16 protein-coding genes are annotated in these 19,456 nt (G+C 61.0%); 5 read left to right on the top strand and 11 right to left on the bottom strand.

Going from position 1 to position 19,456, the window contains the following annotated elements; translation table 11 throughout:
* Positions 1-52: 52 nt before the first annotated feature.
* From ATH90_RS26035 to ATH90_RS25990, 10 genes are all read right to left on the bottom strand, one after another.
* Positions 53-1,618: a SpoVR family protein gene (locus tag ATH90_RS26035; protein ID WP_034109660.1), complete on the bottom strand. Its 1,566-nt coding sequence runs from the start codon at positions 1,616-1,618 to the stop codon at positions 53-55.
* The gene (locus tag ATH90_RS26030) at positions 1,615-2,886 is read right to left on the bottom strand and encodes a YeaH/YhbH family protein (protein WP_034109658.1); all 1,272 of its coding nucleotides are present in this window, start codon (positions 2,884-2,886) and stop codon (positions 1,615-1,617) included. The genes ATH90_RS26035 and ATH90_RS26030 overlap by 4 nt, the downstream gene beginning before the upstream one ends.
* A gap of 113 nt (positions 2,887-2,999) precedes the next feature.
* A complete protein-coding gene (locus ATH90_RS26025) occupies positions 3,000-4,922 on the bottom strand; it encodes a PrkA family serine protein kinase (protein WP_034109656.1) in 1,923 nt (640 codons plus the stop codon).
* Positions 4,923-5,206: 284 nt separating this feature from the next.
* Positions 5,207-5,536, bottom strand: a complete 330-nt coding sequence (gene glpE, locus ATH90_RS26020) for a thiosulfate sulfurtransferase GlpE (RefSeq protein WP_034109654.1) — start codon at positions 5,534-5,536, stop codon at positions 5,207-5,209.
* Between the two features lie 32 nt (positions 5,537-5,568).
* Positions 5,569-6,420 (bottom strand): symmetrical bis(5'-nucleosyl)-tetraphosphatase, encoded by an 852-nt coding sequence (locus ATH90_RS26015; protein WP_034109653.1) that lies wholly within the window; start codon positions 6,418-6,420, stop codon positions 5,569-5,571.
* On the bottom strand, positions 6,420-6,800 hold the full coding sequence (gene apaG, locus ATH90_RS26010) for a Co2+/Mg2+ efflux protein ApaG (protein ID WP_034109652.1): 381 nt from the start codon (positions 6,798-6,800) through the stop codon (positions 6,420-6,422). Before apaG ends, ATH90_RS26015 begins: the two co-directional genes overlap by 1 nt.
* 178 nt (positions 6,801-6,978) lie before the next feature.
* Entirely contained in the window at positions 6,979-7,791 is an 813-nt protein-coding gene (gene rsmA / locus ATH90_RS26005; RefSeq protein WP_034109651.1) for a 16S rRNA (adenine(1518)-N(6)/adenine(1519)-N(6))-dimethyltransferase RsmA, read from the bottom strand.
* On the bottom strand, positions 7,788-8,777 hold the full coding sequence (gene pdxA, locus ATH90_RS26000; RefSeq protein WP_098467462.1) for a 4-hydroxythreonine-4-phosphate dehydrogenase PdxA: 990 nt from the start codon (positions 8,775-8,777) through the stop codon (positions 7,788-7,790). Before pdxA ends, rsmA begins: the two co-directional genes overlap by 4 nt.
* Entirely contained in the window at positions 8,774-10,111 is a 1,338-nt protein-coding gene (locus tag ATH90_RS25995; protein WP_098467461.1) for a peptidylprolyl isomerase, read from the bottom strand. Before ATH90_RS25995 ends, pdxA begins: the two co-directional genes overlap by 4 nt.
* Positions 10,086-12,896: an LPS-assembly protein LptD gene (locus tag ATH90_RS25990; protein WP_098467460.1), complete on the bottom strand. Its 2,811-nt coding sequence runs from the start codon at positions 12,894-12,896 to the stop codon at positions 10,086-10,088. Before ATH90_RS25990 ends, ATH90_RS25995 begins: the two co-directional genes overlap by 26 nt.
* 130 nt (positions 12,897-13,026) lie before the next feature.
* On the opposite strand from ATH90_RS25990, the gene ATH90_RS25985 reads away from it, so the two are divergent.
* The 3 genes from ATH90_RS25985 to ATH90_RS25975 are packed head-to-tail and all read left to right on the top strand — an operon-like array spanning position 13,027 to position 15,492.
* Positions 13,027-14,052, top strand: a complete 1,026-nt coding sequence (locus tag ATH90_RS25985) for an aminoglycoside phosphotransferase family protein (RefSeq protein ID WP_098467459.1) — start codon at positions 13,027-13,029, stop codon at positions 14,050-14,052.
* Complete coding sequence (murU, locus tag ATH90_RS25980) at positions 14,049-14,723, top strand: N-acetylmuramate alpha-1-phosphate uridylyltransferase MurU (RefSeq protein ID WP_098467458.1); 675 nt, start codon at positions 14,049-14,051, stop codon at positions 14,721-14,723. The genes ATH90_RS25985 and murU overlap by 4 nt, the downstream gene beginning before the upstream one ends.
* Before the next feature lies 1 nt (position 14,724).
* Complete coding sequence (locus ATH90_RS25975) at positions 14,725-15,492, top strand: TerB family tellurite resistance protein (protein ID WP_034109640.1); 768 nt, start codon at positions 14,725-14,727, stop codon at positions 15,490-15,492.
* A gap of 34 nt (positions 15,493-15,526) precedes the next feature.
* Here the strand turns inward: ATH90_RS25975 and ATH90_RS25970 are convergent, their stop codons facing one another.
* On the bottom strand, positions 15,527-16,501 hold the full coding sequence (locus ATH90_RS25970; RefSeq protein ID WP_034109638.1) for an alpha/beta hydrolase family protein: 975 nt from the start codon (positions 16,499-16,501) through the stop codon (positions 15,527-15,529).
* A gap of 77 nt (positions 16,502-16,578) precedes the next feature.
* Between ATH90_RS25970 and ATH90_RS25965 the strand changes: the two genes are divergently transcribed.
* Positions 16,579-18,573 carry a PAS domain-containing sensor histidine kinase gene (locus tag ATH90_RS25965; protein ID WP_098467457.1) on the top strand — a complete coding sequence of 665 codons (1,995 nt, stop codon included), beginning with the start codon at positions 16,579-16,581 and terminating at the stop codon, positions 18,571-18,573.
* Between the two features lie 18 nt (positions 18,574-18,591).
* Positions 18,592-19,221 carry a response regulator gene (locus tag ATH90_RS25960; protein WP_016977885.1) on the top strand — a complete coding sequence of 210 codons (630 nt, stop codon included), beginning with the start codon at positions 18,592-18,594 and terminating at the stop codon, positions 19,219-19,221.
* The last annotated feature ends 235 nt before the right edge of the window (positions 19,222-19,456 follow it).

The following is a 19,456-nucleotide window of genomic DNA, read 5'->3' as shown; positions in this document are numbered from 1 at the left end:
CATTAGCGCCACAGGATACCGCCTGTGCCTGGCCAGTGGAGGCTTTGCTGTTTCAGAGATGAACGACAGCCAGGTCCAGGCGGCCGTAGTCGTTGTCGTTATGGTCGCTGCGCGGTGGCACGTGATGGGTCTTCATCACCTGATCGCCTTGCAGGGTTTCCAGGTGGATGTCGAACCCCCACAGCCGGTGCAGGTGCTTGAGCACTTCCTCGGTAGACTCGCCCAAAGGCTTGCGGTCGTGCTGCTGGTGACGCAGGGTCAGCGAGCGGTCGCCGCGTACATCGATGCTGTAGATCTGCACATTGGGTTCGCGATTGCCCAGGTTGTACTGCGCGGCCAGGGTTTCGCGGATGGTGCGGTAGCCGGGTTCATCGTGGATCGCGGGCACCACCAGGTCATCCTTGAGATCGTCGTCGAGGATGCTGAACAGCTTGAGGTCCCGAATCACTTGAGGTGACAGGTACTGCAGGATAAAGCTCTCATCCTTGAAGCTGCTCATGGCGAACTTGATCGTGGACAGCCAGTCGCTGCCGGCAATTTCCGGGAACCAGCGGCGGTCTTCCTCGGTGGGGTGCTCGCACATGCGCCGGATGTCGCGGTACATGGCAAAGCCCAGCGCATAAGGGTTGATACCGTTGTAGTAAGGGCTGTCGAAGCCAGGCTGGAAGACCACGCTGGTGTGGGAGGTCAGGAACTCCATCATGAAGCCGTCTGTGACCAGGCCTTCGTCGTACAGGTCGTTCATCAACGTGTAGTGCCAAAATGTTGCCCAGCCTTCGTTCATGACCTGGGTCTGGCGCTGTGGATAAAAGTACTGCGCGATCTTGCGCACGATGCGCACGATTTCCCGTTGCCAAGGTTCCAGCAGCGGGGCGTGCTTTTCCAGGAAGTACAGGATGTTTTCCTGAGGTTCGGCGGGGAAGCGTGCATTGTCCTTGTCGCTGTTCTTGCCGGCACGTTTGGGAATGGTGCGCCACAGGTCGTTGATCTGTTTCTGCAGGTGTTCCTCGCGCTCCTTCTGGCGCAGACGCTCTTCTTCTGCAGAGATCGGGTAAGGGCGTTTGTAGCGGTCCACGCCGTAGTTCATCAGCGCATGGCAGGAATCGAGCAGGTCTTCCACCGCATCGATGCCGTGGCGTTCCTCGCATTGCATGATGTACTGCTTGGCGAACACCAAGTAGTCGATGATCGAACTGGCGTCCGTCCAGGTGCGGAACAGGTAATTGCCCTTGAAGAAGCTGTTATGCCCATAACAGGCATGCGCCACCACCAGTGCCTGCATGCAGATGGTGTTTTCTTCCATCAGGTAGGCGATGCACGGGTCGGAGTTGATGACGATCTCGTACGCCAGGCCCATCTGGCCTCGGGTGTAGGACTTTTCAGTGCTGAGGAAGTGTTTGCCATAGGACCAGTGGTGATAGCCCAGGGGCATGCCCACCGACGCATAGGCATCCATCATCTGTTCGGCGGTGATCACTTCGATCTGGTTAGGGTAAGTGTCCAGGGCGTAACCCGCCGCGATGCGGCTGATTTCCCGGTCATAAGCCTGGATCAGTTCAAAGGTCCACTCGGACCCCGTGGAAATGGGTTGGCGCTTTTGCTCTTTTTTGGCGGTCATGTCACTAACCTGCGCTGGAAGAGTTCACGGAAGACCGGGTAGATATCGCCGGCCGAGACCAGTTGCTGCTGGGCGAAAGTGTCGGCAAAGGCTTCGCCGATGCGCTCATATTCGAACCACAGGGCCTGGTGCTCACGGGGGGTGATTTCAACGTAAGTGTAGTACTGCACGAACGGCATGATCTGGTTGATCAGGATGTCGCGGCAGATGGGCGAGTCGTCGTTCCAGTTGTCACCGTCCGAGGCTTGGGCGGCATAAATGTTCCACTCGTTGGCCGGGTAGCGCTCGGCCATGATCTCCTGCATCAGCTTCAACGCGCTGGAGACGATGGTGCCGCCGGTTTCCCGCGAATAAAAGAACTCTTCCTCGTCGACTTCCCGGGCGCTGGTGTGATGGCGGATGAACACGACATCGATCTTGTCGTAGTTCCGCTTGAGGAACAGGTACAGCAGGATAAAGAAGCGTTTGGCGATGTCCTTGGTGGCCTGGGTCATGGAGCCAGACACGTCCATCAGGCAAAACATCACCGCCTTGGAACTGGGGTTGGGCTGTTTGACCAGCAGGTTGTATTTCAAGTCAAAAGTGTCGAGGAACGGCACACGGTGAATACGTGCGCTGAGTTTCTCGATTTCTGCCTCGATTTCCTGGATATCGCCGAAATTGTCCGGTTCTTCGCGCTTCAGGCGCGCCAACTCGTCCTTGGCTTCCTTCAGCTTGGCGCGACTGCTGCCTGACAGGGCGATACGCCGGGCATGGGCCGAGCGCAGGGTGCGAATGATGTTGATGCGGGACGGGTTACCCTCGTTGCTGATCCCGGCGCGCACGGTCTTGAAGGTGTCTGTGCCGGTCAGGTTACGCTTGACCAGGTTGGGCAGCTCCAGGTCTTCGAACATGAATTCGAGGAATTCTTCCTGGGTGATCTGGAACACGAACTCGTCCATGCCTTCGCCGGAGTTGCCCGCCTTCCCAGGGCCTTTTCCGCCGCCGCCGCCTTGGGGGCGTTGGATATGCTCGCCGGTGGTGAACTCTTTGTTGCCGGGGTGCACGACAGTCTGCTTGCCGCCCCGGCCGTGGTGCAGCACCGGTTCGTCGATGTCCCGTCCGGGAATGCTGATTTGTTCGCCATGCTCCATATCGGTAATGGAACGGCGGCTGACGGCCTCTTCCACGGCCTTTTTGATGTGGTCACGGTAACGCCGCAGGAAACGCTGGCGGTTTACCGTGCTCTTGTTCTTGCCATTGAGGCGTCGGTCGATCACATAGCTCATGGGGAGCCCTCCGGGCAGCTTCACGTTACAAGCTTCAAGCCGCGAGCTGGAAGCTTAGAGACAAGCGGTCGGCTGCCAGGCCAGAGGCCCGGCAGCGTACGCCTGTCGCTGCCTTACTGCGATTTGCGAACCCGCAGGTACCACTCGGAGAGCAGCCGTACCTGTTTGTCTGTGTAGCCGCGCTCGACCATTCGTGTGACGAAGTCGTTGTGTTTTTGCTGGTCCTCCTTGCTGGCCTTGGCGTTGAAGCTGATGACCGGCAGCAGATCCTCGGTGTTGGAGAACATTTTCTTCTCGATGACCACCCGCAGCTTCTCGTAGCTGAGCCAGGTAGGGTTCTTGCCGTTGTTGTTGGCGCGGGCGCGCAGCACGAAGTTGACGATTTCGTTACGGAAATCCTTCGGATTGCTGATGCCAGCCGGTTTCTCGATTTTTTCCAGCTCCTCGTTGAGGGCTACGCGGTTGAGGATCTCGCCGGTTTCCGGATCGCGGTATTCCTGGTCCTGAATCCAGAAGTCGGCGTACAACACGTAGCGGTCGAAGATGTTCTGGCCGTACTCGCTGTAGGACTCCAGGTACGCGGTCTGGATTTCCTTGCCGATGAATTCGATGTAGCGCGGCGCCAGGTATTCCTTGAGGAAACGCAGGTAGCGTTCGCGGGTTTCCGCCTGGAATTGCTCCTGTTCGATCTGCTGCTCCAGCACATAGAGCAAATGCACTGGGTTCGCAGCGATCTCATGGGGGTCGAAGTTGAAGACCTTGGACAGGATCTTGAACGCAAAGCGGGTCGACAGGCCGTTCATGCCTTCATCCACGCCGGCCGTGTCGCGGTATTCCTGGATCGACTTGGCCTTGGGATCGGTATCCTTGAGGTTTTCGCCGTCGTACACGCGCATCTTCGAGTAGATATTCGAGTTTTCCGGCTCCTTGAGGCGCGACAGCACGGTGAACTGTGCGAGCATCTTCAAGGTGTCGGGTGCGCAATGAGCCTTGGACAGGGAGCTGTTGAACAGCAGCTTGTCGTAGATCTTGATTTCATCGCTGACCCGCAGGCAGTAGGGCACCTTGACGATGTAGATCCGGTCGATGAAGGCTTCGTTGTTCTTGTTGTTGCGGAAGGTGTGCCATTCCGATTCGTTGGAGTGGGCCAGCAGGATCCCGGTGAACGGAATCGCACCCAGGCCCTCTGTGCTGTTGTAGTTACCTTCCTGGGTCGCTGTGAGCAGTGGGTGCAGCACCTTGATCGGCGCCTTGAACATCTCCACGAACTCCATCAGGCCCTGGTTGGCCCGGCACAGTGCGCCCGAGTAACTGTAGGCGTCGGCGTCGTTCTGGGGGAATTCCTCGAGTTTACGGATATCGACCTTGCCCACCAGCGCCGAGATGTCCTGGTTGTTCTCGTCGCCCGGTTCGGTCTTGGCTACACCGATCTGGTTGAGGATGGACGGGTAGAGTTTCACCACGCGGAACTGGCTGATGTCACCGCCGAACTCGGCCAGGCGCTTGGTGGCCCACGGCGACATGATGGTGTTGAGGTAGCGGCGCGGGATGCCGAAGTCTTCTTCGAGGATCGCGCCGTCTTCCGTGGCGTTGAACAATCCCAGGGGGGACTCGAAGACGGGTGAACCCTTGATGGCGTAGAAGGGCACCTTCTCGATCAGCTGTTTGAGCTTTTCCGCCAGGGACGATTTGCCGCCGCCGACGGGGCCGAGCAGGTAGAGGATCTGTTTCTTCTCTTCCAGGCCTTGGGCGGCATGGCGGAAATAGGAGACGATCTGGTCAATGCATTCTTCCATGCCATGGAAGTCTTCAAAGGCCGGATAGCGACGGATCACCTTGTTGGAAAATATTCGCGACAGCCGCGAATTGTTCGAGGTGTCTATCAACTCCGGCTCGCCAATCGCCAGCAGCAGACGTTCGGCGGCAGACGCGTAGGTGCTGCGATCCTGTTTGCACAGCTCGAGATACTCTTGCAGCGTGAGTTCTTCCTGCTGTGTGGATGCGAAGCGGTTTTGGAAGTGGCTAAAAATACTCATGACGTCGTCACCTCGCTCGATACGTGGAGCCGACGCCGGATCAATCAGTCGATGCTGGCAGACATTGGCGAACGCCAATGGCCGTTTTCCCCCCAAACACCCTGAAACGCTACCGATGACCCGCACGCCGGTGTACCGGCTCTCCCCTGATTCGGATGGCCTGCGCTTAAGGATAGTTCGGAATCGGAGAGGTCAAGGCGCGATGCGCAATTAGTTTGGCTGCGCCGTTCGTCAGAAACGGCGCGAGCCCAAGCGTCACGCGGGGTAGCGGGGTGTGAAAAAAATTATTGCGAATTGCCTGAGGAAATTTCCGCAGGATAGGTCGCACGCCACAGCTCAAAGCCACCGTCCAGGCTGTAGACGTCGGAGAAGCCCTGGCTGATCAGATAGGCTGCTGCGCTCTGGCTGGAGTTACCGTGGTAACACGCCACGATCACCGGTGCGTCGAGGTCGGCGGCGCGGATGAAATCGGCAATGTTGACGTTGTCCAGGTGCTGGGCACCGGTGATGTGGCCAGCCGCATACGTTGGCTGGTCGCGGATGTCGACCACCACCGCACCTTGCTCGCGCAGGGCCTGGGCTTGTTCGGGAGGGATACGTTTGAATTCGCTCATGGCGGGCTCCTTGGGCTTGGCAGCGCCTGCGTCTAGCGCTTGGCGGCGGCCGGCAGTGTAACGGGAAGGGGGGATTGGCACTGGCAGCTGTGGCGCTCGCCGGTGTCGATGTTCATCAGGGTCATGGCGCCGCCCCATACACAGCCGGTGTCGAGGGCGAACACGCCGGGCTCATCGCATTTGCCTTCGAGGGCAGCCCAGTGACCGAAGACAATCTTCGCGTCGCGGGTTTTGCGCTCCTTGTGGGCGAACCAGGGTTTGTAGCCAGGCAGCGCGGTGTCGGCGCCTTCCTTGCTCTTGAGGTCCAGCTTGCCCTCGGCGGTGCAGAAGCGCATGCGCGTGAAGTAGTTGGTGATCACGCGCAAACGGGTCACGCCGGCAAGGTCGTTGTCCCATTTGACCGGCTCATTGCCGTACATGCCGTCGAGGTAGGCGGTGTACAGGTTGTCATCGGCCAGGGCGCTTTCGACTTCGGCAGCGCACTTGAGGGCTTTCTTGAGTGTCCACTGGGGCGGGATGCCCGCATGCACCAGCGCCATGTTGCGGCCCTCGTCGTAATGCATGATTTTTTGCCGGCGCAGCCAGCCCAGCAGCTCGACGCGATCGGGCGCTTCGAGGATCTCGCGCAACGTATCGCCCTTTTTCAGGCGCTCGATGTTATTGCCGGCCGCCAGCAGGTGCAGGTCGTGGTTGCCCAGTACGCACACCAGGGATTCGCGCAGGCTATATAAGTAGCGCAGCGTCTCGAGGGACTCCGGGCCGCGATTGACCAGGTCACCGACCAGCCACAGGCGATCGTTGCCCGGGTCGAAGGCCACGCGCTCAAGCAGGCACTTGAGAGGCTCCAGGCACCCTTGCAGGTCGCCGACCGCGTAGGTCGCCATCAGTGCAGGGCTCCAGGCACCGCGAGGCGGAAGGGCGCGATAATGGCGTCGAACAGTTGGCCATCGGTGGCTTTCATCTGATACGAGCCCTGCATGGTGCCGACCTTGGAGGTCATCACCGTGCCGCTGCTGTAGGTGTGGCTGGCGCCGCTTTCGATCAGCGGCTGCTGGCCAACCACGCCTGCACCACGCACCTCTTCGACCTGACCGTCACCGTCGGTGATGACCCAGTGGCGCGACAGCAGCTTGGCTGGCACCAGCCCGTTGTTTTTCACCGTGATGGTGTAGGCAAAGGCAAAGCGGTTCTGTTCAGGTTGCGATTGGTCCGCCAGGAAGCGGGTGACGACGCTGACGTCGATCTGGTAGCGAGGATCGGACATGCAAGAGGCCTTAAAAGCAAAAGCGGAGGACAGCAGATGCGGATCAGTCTAGGCCAAGAGGTGTGCACTAGGCCAGACATGCTGTCTGTGGGAACGGGCTTGCCTGCGATTGCATCAACGCGTGCTGACTGATGCTTCGCGCCGCATGCATCGCGGGCAAGCCCGCTCCCACTGTGCTTCAGTCGGTAACGGGCGCAGGCTGGATGGCAAGCTGGTCGGCCAGGCGCACGAATGCGGCCAGGTCCAGTTGCTCGGGACGCAGGCTGCCATCGACGCCGGCAGCTTCGATCTCGGCATTGCTCAACAGCGCCTTGAGCGTGTTGCGCAGGGTCTTGCGGCGCTGGTTGAACGCTTCGCGCACGACGCGCTCCAGCAGTTTGTGATCCTTGGCCGGGTGTGGCAGTACGGCGTGGGGCACCAGGCGCACGATGGCCGAGTCGACCTTCGGCGGCGGGTTGAACGCGCCTGGGCCGACGTTGAACAGGTGTTCGACGCGGCAGTGGTACTGAACCATGATCGACAGGCGGCCCCAATCGCCACCGCCAGGCCCGGCAGCCAGGCGTTCCACCACTTCCTTTTGCAGCATGAAGTGCATGTCGCGGATGATCCCGGCGTTGTTCAGCAGGTGGAAAATCAGCGGCGTGGAGATGTTGTACGGCAGGTTGCCCACCACGCGCAGGCTGTTGGGCGCGGCGTTGAGTGTGTTGAAGTCGAACTTCAACGCATCACCCTGATGCAGGTTGAAGTTGGGCTTGCCAGCGAACTGCTGGTTGAGGATCGGGATCAGGTCCTTGTCCAACTCAACCACATCCAGTTGGCCGCCGCTGGCCAGCAGGCCTTGGGTCAATGCGCCCTGGCCCGGGCCGATTTCCAGCAAGCGGTCTTCGGGTTTGGCATGGATGGAGCGCAGGATACGGTCGATCACGCCAGCGTCGTGCAGGAAGTTTTGCCCGAAGCGCTTGCGCGCCCGGTGTTGGTAATGCTCGGTCATATACGGGTCTCGGCCATCTGATAGGCGGTTTCCAGGGCCACGTGCAGGCTGCCGGTATCGATTTTGCCGCTGCCTGCCAGGTCCAGGGCAGTGCCATGGTCGACGGAGGTGCGGATGATCGGCAGGCCCAGTGTCACGTTGACTGCGGCGCCGAAGCCTTTGTATTTAAGCACCGGCAGCCCCTGGTCGTGGTACATCGCCAGCACTGCGTCGCAGTGCTCCAGATATTTGGGGGTAAACAGAGTGTCCGCCGGCAGTGGGCCGCGCAGGTCCATGCCTTCTTGGCGCAGACGCTCCAGGGTTGGTTCGATGATGTCGATTTCTTCATGGCCCAAATGACCGCCTTCACCGGCGTGGGGGTTGAGCCCACAGACCAGGATGCGCGGTTGGGCAATGCCGAATTTCTGTTGCAGGTCGGTGTGCAGGATGCGCGTCACGCGTTCTACACGCTCGGCCGTGATGGCATCGGCAATGTCGCGCAGCGGCAGGTGCGTGGTCACCAGGGCGACCCGCAGCCCGCGTGTCGCCAGCATCATCACCACTTGTTCGGTGTGGGTCAGTTCGGCAAGGAATTCGGTGTGGCCGGAAAAGGCGATGCCGGATTCGTTGATCACGCCCTTGTGCACCGGGGCGGTGATCATGCCGGCGAAGTCGCCGTCGATGCAGCCTTGCCCTGCGCGAGTCAGGGTTTCCAGCACGAACGCCGCGTTGGCCGTGTCCAGCTGCCCGGCAACCACGTTGGCTTGCAGCGGGGTGTCCCACACGTACAGGCTGCCAGCAGGCGCAGGCGCGTCGGGCCAGTTGCCTGGCGCCACGTCCAGCAGATTGACGGCCACACCCAGCTGCGCGGCCCGCTCAAGGAGCAGGTCGCGGCTGGTAATGGCAATCAGGGGGTGTGGCTGGGGTTGCGAGGCGACCAGCAGGCACAGGTCTGGACCAATGCCGGCCGGCTCGCCGGGTGTCACCGCGAAACGCTGGGGTTTCACTGAACTGCCTGGTCGGTGCCTGTCTGGGCGCCCGGCAGCTTGTTCTCGACGTAGGCTTCGTCGCGGATCTGGCGCAGCCAGGTCTGCAGTTCTTCGTCGTATTTGCGGTTACGCAGTACGTTCAGCGCTTGCTGCTCGCGGGCTTGGTTGGTGTTGTCGGTGGCGCGACGGCCAAGGACTTCCAGCACATGCCAGCCATATTGAGTCTTGAACGGCTTGGACAGTACGCCTTGTGGGGTATCGGCCATCACCTGCTGGAACTCGGGCACCAGGGCTTTCGGGTCGATCCAGTTCAGGTCGCCGCCGTTGAGGGCCGAGCCCGGGTCTTCCGAGAAGCTTTTGGCCAGGGTGGCGAAGTCTTCACCGCTTTCAATGCGGTCATAGATCTTCTGGGCCAGTTCCTTGGTTTGGGCTTCGGTGCGGATTTCGCTTGGTTTGACCAGGATATGGCGAACGTGCACCTCATCCTTCAACGAAGTCTCGCCGCCGCGTTTTTCAAGCAGCTTGAGGATGATGAAACCACCCGGCGTGCGTGCAGGCTGGGTGATGCCACCCACTTCCATGGCGCTCAACTCGCGGTCAAACGGTGGAGGCAACTGGGCGGCTTTACGCCAGCCCATGTCACCGCCCTCGAGGGCGTTGTCGCTGCCGGACTGGGCGATTGCCGTTTGGGCGAAGTCAGCACCCGCTTTCAGGCGATCGTAGATCGCCTGGGTCTTGGCTGCGGCAGCATTGAGCTGCTCGGAGTTGGCGCTGTCCGGTGTCGGGATCAGGATGTTGGCCAGGTGCAGTTCTTCGGAAAGCTGCATCTTGCCCAGGTCGGAGGCCAGGAAGTTCTTCACTTCCTGCTCGGACACCTGAACACGCTCGGCGACACGGCGCTGACGGACACGGCTGATGATCATTTCGCGACGGATCTGGTCACGGGCGTCCTCATAGGACAAACCGTCATGGGCCAGGGCTGCTCGGAACTGGTCAATGCTCATGTTGTTGCGCTGGGCAATGGTGCCCACGGCCTGGTTCAGTTCTTCGTCCGAAATACGGATGCCGGAACGATCACCGATCTGCAGCTGCAGGTTCTCGACGATCAGGCGTTCCAGAACCTGTTGGTCCAGGACGCTGGTAGGTGGCACGCCACCGCCACGCTTGGCGATGGTTTGCTGGACTTCCTTGACGCGCTGGTCCAGTTGGCTCTGCATGATCACGTCGTTATCGACGATGGCCACTACCTTATCCAGTTCTTGAACCGCAGCGTGCGCCGATGCGGTACCCAGGAACAGTGCGCCCAGCACTAGCGGGCGCAGACAATCAGAAAGCTTGGTCTTCACGTTCACGATAACCTTCAATGCCTTTGTCGAGGAAGCTCTCTACCTTGGCGCCGGTCAGGCCGCCGAGTCCTTTGAGGACGATCTGGAAGAAGAGCCCGTGGTCACCCTTTTCGTTAAGCGGGGCGATCTGGCTGTATTCGTCGTTGGAAACCCAGTAACGGTTGATGACGCGCAGTTTCCAGCAGCAGTTGTCGTACTCGAAACCACCGAAGGCTTCCAGGGTACGGTTGCGAGCGTAGTCATACTGCCAGCGGGTGATCAGGTTCCACTGGGGAATGATCGGCCACATCATCGAGAAGTCGTGTTGCTGGATTTTGTAGTAATCCTTCACGAAGTTCGGGTCGCCTGGCTGCCCGTAGTCACCACCAAACTGCCATTTGCCGGTCAGCTGGTTGTAAACCACCTGGTCGTTGCGATAGCGATAGCCGACGTTGATGATCTTGTTCGGGTTGTCTTCCGGCTGGTAGTGAAGCATCGCGCTGCCGGAACGAGGGCTGTGTTCCTCGGTGTCCCAGTTGTAGTCGGCAGTGGCGCGCCAGTCACGGTTGAAGCGGAACTCGTAGTCCAGGGCGACTGGCGATACATCCGACCGTGCGTCGGCACGGTCAGAAGCCAGGATGCCCGGCAGTTGAACTTCACGATCCTTGAAGTACAGCGCCTGGCCCACGGAAACGCGTTGACGCTCAAAGCCGTTGTCTTCGATCCAGCGGCTGGTCAAGCCCAGGGACAGTTTGTTCTCGTCGCCGATCCGGTCGGTGCCGCTGAAGCGGTTGTCACGGAACAACGAGGCGTAGCTGAACGAGTATTCGCTGGTGTCGAAGACCGGGATATCAGCCTGGTCCTTGTTCGGTACGTACAGGTAGAACGCACGCGGCTCGAGTGTCTGGCGATAATCTTTGCCGAACCAGTTGGTATTGCGATCGAAGTACAGGCCGCTGTCGACGCTGGCCACCGGAACCGCGCGGTCCTGGGAGCTCTTGAACGTGCCACCCGCGTAAGGGTTGGCTGCGGTTGCTGCGGCTTGATCGGCAATGATCTGGTTCTTGCCGATGTTGTCCAGGTCCAGGTCGTACTTGGTGTACACGTACTTGAGCTTCGGTGTGACGAAGCCGTAGGTCCAGTTCATCGGGTATTCGACGGCCGGGGCTACGTTCAGGCGCGTACCGTTGGCACGGGTCAGGCCGCGGACGTAGGTGTCCAGGCGTGCCTCGGTTTGACCGTCTTCATTGGTGAAGTTGCCGTTCTCCAGGTCGCGATCGAAGCGCACGGCCTCGGTCTCGTAGCTGAAGTTCAAGCCACCCGGATGGTACGGCAGGGTGCCGTTGAAGGTGATCTGTGGCAGTCGGTCATACGGGGTGACCTGGGAAATCGTCGCCAGCTGGTAGGCCTGCAGGTTCAGTCGAGCCTGGAAGGTGTCGCCGCGATAGGTCACGGAGCCTTGCTGGTTGACGTAGTCCTGGCTCTCTACACCCTCTTCGTAGGACTTGAGGTCCTGGAAGTAGTAGGGATCGCTGATCGTGGTGTAGTCGACCTGGGTCAGTACACGCGAATCCAGCCCGCCCTTGTGTTGCCAGTTGAGCATGTAGCGGGTTTTTTCGTAATCGGTCTGACGCTTGCGCTCGTCGTTGTCGTCGTTCAGGTACGCGCCGCCGAACTGGCCTTCGCTGGATTTGGTGAGGTAGCGGAATTCGCCTTCCATCAACAAACCGCGCTTGGTCATGTACTGCGGGTACAACGTGGCGTCGTAGTTTGGCGCCAGGTTGAAGTAGTACGGCGTAACCAGGGTGAAGCCGGTTTCGCCGCCCGTGCTGAAACTTGGCGGCAGGAAGCCGGATTGACGACGGTCGTCGATCGGGAAGTAGATGTAGGGGGTATAGAGGATCGGGATGTTCTTGACCCGCAACGTCGCGTTGGTGGCCGTACCGAAACCGGTGGCCGGGTTCAACGTGATGTTGTTACCCCTGAGCTGCCAGGCGTTGCTGTCTGGCTCGCACGTTGTATAGGTACCGTCCTTGAGGCGGATGATCGCGTTCTCGGCACGCTTGGCATACAGCGCGTTACCGCGGATACGCGACTTGTGCAGCACGTACTCGGCGTTATCGATCTGGGCGGCGCCCGTGTCGAGTTGCACTTCGGCATGGTCACCCACGATCAGTGCACCGTTGTCGCGCAGACGGACCTTGCCGTTCAGCTCACCACGGTTCTCGGCCTGGTACAGGCTGGCTTCTTCCGACTCCAGCTGCATGCTGCCCTGACGCATGACGACGTCACCGGCCAGGGTCGCCACTTGTTGTTCCTGCTCATAACGAGAGGCCTTGGCGCCGATGAAGGTGGGCGCATCGCTCTTGTTCGTCTTGTCGTTCATGCCAGGACGAATCGGCTCGATGTACGCACCACCGCAGTAAGGACCGGTTTCGGCCAACTGCGCTGCGGTCAGCTTGTCGCGCGGTACCCAGTCCAGGTGGCTGTAGTCGGCGCTGCGCGAACGCAGGCCACGGCCCTTGGATTCGGTGACCAGTGCGGCCTTGGGCTCGGCCTCGGCTTTGCCGCCAGCGTCGGCTTGCGCCGTGCTGTTGGCGGAGCTGATGGCTGCGCCATCATGCACCGGGCGCGGTGGCAGCGGGGTTGCGGCGGTTTTCGGCGCGCAATCCCAGGCACCCGAAGCAGAGACTGAGCAGTCATACTGTTCCGCGGCGACCACGAATGAGGTGGCGAAGGGTTGCATGGCCAGCAGACTGCCGGTTACCAGCAACGGAAATTTTCTACGAAACGCGGGGGATTTCAATGCCATCTTATTAGTCCGGGCTTCCTGCGTGCCATCTGCCCGCGGTTTGGGCCGCACGCCTCTCGATGGTCTGAAAAAGATGCGTGATAATAAAGCATGCCCCGCTTGACGGCTAGCGCCGTCGGAGACCCTTGTAATGCCCGAGCACGATCTACGTTTACAACAGCTGGAAGTCTGGCTGGATGAGCAGTTGCCGATCCTTTTCAACGCTCAAGGCTGGGGTGCCGTACCCCCGGCCACATTGACCGCGGCCAGCAGCGACGCGAGTTTCAGGCGCTATTTCCGTTGGGAAGGCGGTGGGCGGACATTCGTGGTAATGGACGCTCCACCCCCCCAGGAAAACTGCAAACCTTTCGTCGATATCGCGCATTTGCTGGCGAAGTCGGGAATAAATGTTCCAAAAATTTACGCAGAAGATTTGCCGCGAGGCTTTCTTTTGCTCAATGACCTGGGCAGAAAAACCTACCTGGACGTGATCGACGACCAAAACGCCGATCAATTGTTTGCCGATGCCATCGACGCCTTGCTGGCCTTCCAGCAGTTGCCGATGGACGCGCCACTGCCCAGCTATGACGTCGCCTTGCTGCGCCGCGAGCTCGAATTGTTTCCAGAGTGGTACGTACGTCGGCACTTGGGTATCGAACTGGATACGCAGCAGCAAGCACGCTGGCAGCGCGTCAGCGACCACCTGATCGACAGCGCCCTGGCGCAACCCAAAGTACTGGTGCACCGCGACTATATGCCGCGCAACCTGATGATCAGCGAACCGAACCCGGGCGTTCTGGATTTCCAGGACGCGGTCTACGGGCCTGTTACCTACGACATCACCTGCCTGTTCAAGGACGCTTTCCTCAGCTGGCCCAAGGCCCGTGTGCGGGACTGGCAGCGCGGCTACTGGGAGCGTGCGGGGCAAGCGGGCATTCCGGTGCAGGCGGAGTTCGAAGACTTCCTGCGCGCCAGCGACCTGATGGGCGTGCAGCGCCACCTGAAGGTCATCGGGATTTTCGCGCGCATCTGCCACCGTGATGGCAAGCCACGCTACCTGGCCGACGTGCCGCGCTTCTTTGCTTATATAGAAGCAGTGCTGGCGGACCGTCCGGAATTGAGCGAGTTGGGCGAGCTGCTGGCCAGCCTGCGCCAGCCCGGTGAGGCGAGCGTATGAAGGCCATGATCCTGGCGGCCGGTAAGGGCGAGCGGATGCGCCCGCTCACCCTGCACACGCCAAAGCCACTGGTGCAGGCCGGTGGCAAGCGCTTGATCGAGTATCACCTGGAGGCGCTGGCCAAGGCCGGCTTCACCGATATCGTGATCAACCACGCATGGCTCGGCCAGCAGATCGAAAGCTATCTGGGGGACGGCGCGCAGTTTGGCTTGCGCATCCGTTACTCCCCCGAGGGCGAACCGCTGGAAACGGGCGGTGGGATTTTCCAGGCGCTGCCATTATTGGGGGATGAGCCCTTCCTGGTGGTCAATGGCGATATCTGGACCGACTACGACTTCACCCAGCTCAAGCAACCACTCAAGGGACTGGCCCACCTGGTGATGGTCGATAACCCGGCGCATCACCCGGCGGGCGGTGATTTCTACCTTGATCAAGGTTTGCTTCATGATGCAGCGGCCGGTGCCGATAACCTGACCTTCAGTGGCATTTCAGTGCTCGACCCCGAACTGTTCGCGGGGTGCAGCGCAGGTGCCTTCAAGCTGGCGCCGCTGCTACGGGCAGCCATGGCCAAAGGTCTGGTAACGGGGGAACACATGAAGGGACGCTGGATTGATGTCGGCACGTTGGAGCGCCTCGCGCAAGTAGAAACCCTGCTGACAGCGGGGCAGTAGCATGCTGTGGCCAGGGACGCTGATCGGCGCCGGGGCTGGCTTTGCCATTGCCAGTATTCCGGGGGCCTTGTTGGGTGCGCTGTTGGGGCAGGCGTTGGACCGTCGCCTGCAACTGCAGAGTTGGGCGCAGTTGCGCGAGCGCTTGGGCGGACGCCCGGCATTGCGCAATGACGAATTGTTGTTTGTGTTGCTGGGACGCTTGGCCAAGAGCAATGGGCGCGTGGTGGATGGGCATATCCAGCAGGCCCGCCAGGAAATGCGCGCGCTGGACATGACTGACTCGGCCCAGCGCCGTGCGATTGCGGCCTTCAATCGCGGCAAGTCCGGCTCCGACCGGGTACGAACCTACCTGCGCGTGCTCAAGGCTCAACCCCATGCGGCGGAGGGCGTGTTGCGCGCGTGTTGGCGCATGGCCTGGGCGGATGGAAGGGCCGGTGACGACGAGCGTGACCTTATCGACCAGTGGGGCAAATGGCTGGGCTGGACGCCGCAACAACTCCAGGCATTGGCTGCCGACTACACGCCGGAGCGCAAGCCATTGGTCAACCGGGGCGCGACCTACCAGGACGCGCTACGGTTGCTGGGGGTGACGGCCACCACTGAGCCGTCGGTGATCAAGCGTGCTTACCGGCGCCTGCTCAGTCGCCACCATCCGGACAAGATTGCCGGCACCGGCGCCAGCCCTGCGCAAGTGCGTGAGGCCACCGAGCGCACGCGCGAATTGCACAGTGCCTATGCATTGATTCGCGAGCGCCGGGATTTCCGTTAGCCGCTCCCACATTTTGATCCGGTTGCATCCAGGATCAGTCGGTGTTTGCCTGCGGGCTCAGCCAGCCCCGAACCCTGCGATACAACTGCTCCTGCTCGGCTGCACTGTTGCCGGGCAGGGCCTTCAATGACACCTGCTTGTAACCCTCATTCTTCAACCGCTTGGCCGCCTGCGCGCGTGCCAGGGCATTTTTGCGTGACAGGGCGGTGTCTTGGTAGAAGACATCAGCGGTCGGCACCTTCAGGCCGGGGGCCAATTGCTGGACATCCGGATGACGGCCGGTGGGTGTCTGCGCCGCGACCATGACGAACTTCTGCACCTGGGACGGTTGCTTCTCGCTCAAATACCGTGCGGCCCACCAGGCGCCAGTGCCATGACCGAGCAGCACCACACTGCGCGCGCTCTGGGTCTGGGCGAAGGCCACGGCCGCGTCAATGCGGTCGAAGATGCGCGAGGCGTCAGTCTTGTCTTGCTCGTCGACCCCGGGAACCACCGCCGGGTCGGTGCCCTCGGCCTCCGCGCTGGCGGCCTGTTCGATGGGCTTGTCGGCGGTGCTCGCCTCTTTACTGCTGGTGTCGACGGTGGCCTTGGGCGCCTCCATCACGCGCGGAGGCAGGGTGTCTACGCTCACATCCGGCAATGACAGGCTGAGGCTGCCCCAATTGGCATCCGGCAATTTGTGCCGCAATGGGCTGATTGCTTGCGGCCAGTCAGCATTTTCGCCGGCGCCCGGTACGATAATCACCACGCCTTCGGGTTCGGCGCTGTTGGCGGGCTTCCACAGGGCGAGGAATGAATCGCTGCCGGCCTGCAATTGTTGCTGTTCCTGTTGCGGGATCTTGCGTTCCAGGGCGCTGGCTTCTTCCTGGCTGCGCTCGGGCAAGGATTGACGCTCCACCGGTTTTTCGGCGGCGGCCTCAGGGGCGTCAGCCGCCTGTGCAGAAAAGGCACTGGTAATAAGTAGCGACAGGCACAATGCTGGCAGTGCCGAACGGTTTCGATGTGGCATCGTTGATTCCCGGCCAGAAGTGATTCCAGCAGCCTAATGGGTTGGTCAGTATTTGTCAGTGATGTGAGACGTGGATCATGGGTTTTCGCTGTCTGCTGGTTATCGGCGGTTTGTGCCTTGCCTTGATGGCAAATGCCGCTCCTGCGCCCGCCGCACCCCAGGCGCAGCTCAATGCGCAGCAACGCGAATGGCTGGCGCAGCACCCGGAACTGCGAGTGGGGCTGGTGTTGCAAGCGCCTTACGCGCAATACGAACGGCGCCTGCAGCGGCTGTCCGGGGCGAACGTCGAGTTGATGCAGTGGTTGGCCAAGGCGCTGAATATCGAGCTGACCTGGCGCAATTTCCCTAACCAGGAACAATTGGAAGCGGCCGTGCGCGAGGGCGAGGTGGATATTGCCCCCGGCCTGCAACAAACCCCGGCCGGTTTGCGCCTATGGCTGTTCACTGATCCCTACATGCGCGTGCCACAACACATCGTTGGCATCCGGGAAGGCGGTGGTGCCGTGGAGCTGGAAAAACTCGACGACCACTCTCGCGTTGCCGTGCGCATGCCCAGTGCCGTGGCCGATTACCTGCGCAGCACCTATCCCACCCTCAACCTGCAAGGCGTGCCGATGGAACGCCAGGCCCTGCAGTTACTGGTGAGCCAGCAGGCACGTTACGCGGTGGTGGATGAGGCGCAGTTGAGCCGTTTGTCCGGCGAGGCCGAGTTTGCCGGGCTGGCAGTGGTGGGGGATATCGGCCTGCCGCAATTGCTGCGGGTGGCCACACGTCGCGAATGGCCGGAGCTGGCGGGCATCATGCAGAGCGCGCTTCGCGCCATCCCCGCCCGCGACCTGGACCAATTGCACAGCCGCTGGCTGCAACCCAAGTACCCGCGCCTGACGGAATCCCCGGGGCTGTGGCAAAACCTCAGCCTGTTGCTGGGCCTGTTGCTGCTCGCCAGCCTGGCCACGGTGTTCTGGCAGCGGCGTCAGCAACGGGTGCTGGAGCATGGCCTGTTGGCCGCGCGCGAAGAAAGCGCGGCCCGCGCTGCTGGTGCCGAGGCCTTGCAGCTGACGCAGTTTTCCATCGACCAGAGCACTGTCGGCATCCTTTGGGTCAATTGGGACAGCCATGTGCGCTACGCCAATCGTGCAGCCGAAAGCATGCTGGGCTATGCCTGCGGTGCACTGATCGAGCGGCCATTGGCCGACCTTGATCCGAGCCTGGACATGGACCGCTGGCTCAACCTGTGGAAGCGTGCGCGGGCCAGCGAAGACGGCCCGCAGAATTTTGCCACTGATTGCCGGCGCGCCGATGGCAGCATCCTGCCGACCAATGTGTCCTTGAGCTTCCTGCGGTTTGCCGAGGCTGAATACCTGGTGGTCTATCTCAACGACGTCACCGAACTGCGCCGGACGTTGGCCGCGTTGCTGCAAAGTGAAGCGCAGTTGCGCGAACTGTCCGCCCACCTGGAGACCGTGCGCGAAGAGGAGAAGGCGCGCATCGCTCGCGAGGTGCACGACGAACTCGGGCAAATGCTCACGGTGCTCAAGCTCGAAACCTCGATGTGCGAACTGGCCTATGCGCAACTCGACCCGGGCTTGCACGAACGCTTGAACAGTATGAAGCGCCTGATCGCCCAACTGTTCCAGTTGGTGCGCGATGTAGCGACGGCGCTGCGTCCGCCGATTCTGGATGCCGGCATTGCCTCCGCCATCGAATGGCAGGCCCGGCGCTTCGAAGCGCGCACGCACATCCCCTGCCTGGTCCAAGTGCCGGATAACCTGCCGGCCCTGAGCGATGCCAAGGCCATTGGCCTGTTCCGGATCCTGCAGGAGGCGCTGACCAATGTGATGCGTCATGCCCAGGCGCATACTGTAGAACTGACCCTCGCCATCGAGGGCACGGATTTGCGGCTGACCATCAGCGATGATGGCGTCGGTTTCATCCAGGTCGAGGGCCGCCCGGTATCATTCGGCCTGGTGGGCATGCGCGAGCGCGTGCTGATCATGGGCGGGCAACTGAGCCTGGACAGCGAGCTGGGGGAGGGCACCACCCTGAGTGTCACGGTGCCGTTGGATGCCTAACACCAAGAGGAAGTCCCTGTGATCCGCGTACTGGTAGCCGAAGACCACACCATTGTTCGTGAGGGCATCAAGCAATTGATCGGCCTGGCCAAAGACCTGCTGGTGGTCGGGGAAGCGAGCAACGGCGAGCAACTGCTGGAAACCCTGCGCCATGTGGCGTGCGAGGTGGTGCTGCTGGACATTTCAATGCCCGGCGTCAACGGCCTGGAAGCGATTGCGCGCATACGTGCGCTGAACAATCCGCCGGCCATCCTGGTGTTGTCGATGCATGACGAAGCGCAAATGGCCGCCCGTGCCTTGAAGGTTGGCGCGGCGGGTTACGCCACCAAGGACAGCGACCCGGCGCTGTTGCTGACGGCGATTCGCAAGGTGGCAGCGGGTGGCCGTTACATCGATCCGGACCTGGCCGACCGCATGGTCTTCGAAGTGGGCCTCACCGACACGCGGCCGCTGCATTCATTGCTCTCGGAGCGTGAGTTCTCGGTGTTCGAGCGCCTGGCCCAGGGCGCCAATGTCAATGACATTGCCCAGCAGCTGGCGCTGAGCAGCAAGACCATCAGCACCCACAAGGCGCGGCTGATGCAAAAGCTCAACATCACCTCCCTGGCTGAGCTGGTGAAGTATGCGATGGAACATAAACTCCTGTAGGCACCGGGCGTCTGCAGGGCGCGTGTCTGTTTGCGACAGGTGTTCAAGCGGTTGAAGCCCATTCTTGCCGCTTGCCGCTCACCCCTTGGCGCAGCACTGTTCCATCCCCGCCATCCGTGTAGGGCAATCCCTACCCCAAACCTTCCATCCGGCTGATGCAATTCTCTCCTGGCCCCCGATTTCCGGGGCTTCGCGCCTGGACTACGCTTGCTCCACAGCAGTCCAAAATACAAAG

The organism is Pseudomonas lurida (genome assembly GCF_002563895.1).
GTDB lineage: Bacteria > Pseudomonadota > Gammaproteobacteria > Pseudomonadales > Pseudomonadaceae > Aquipseudomonas > Aquipseudomonas lurida.
The sequence above is the reverse complement of the archived record's forward strand: the minus strand, read 5'-3'. Positions and strand labels throughout refer to the sequence as shown.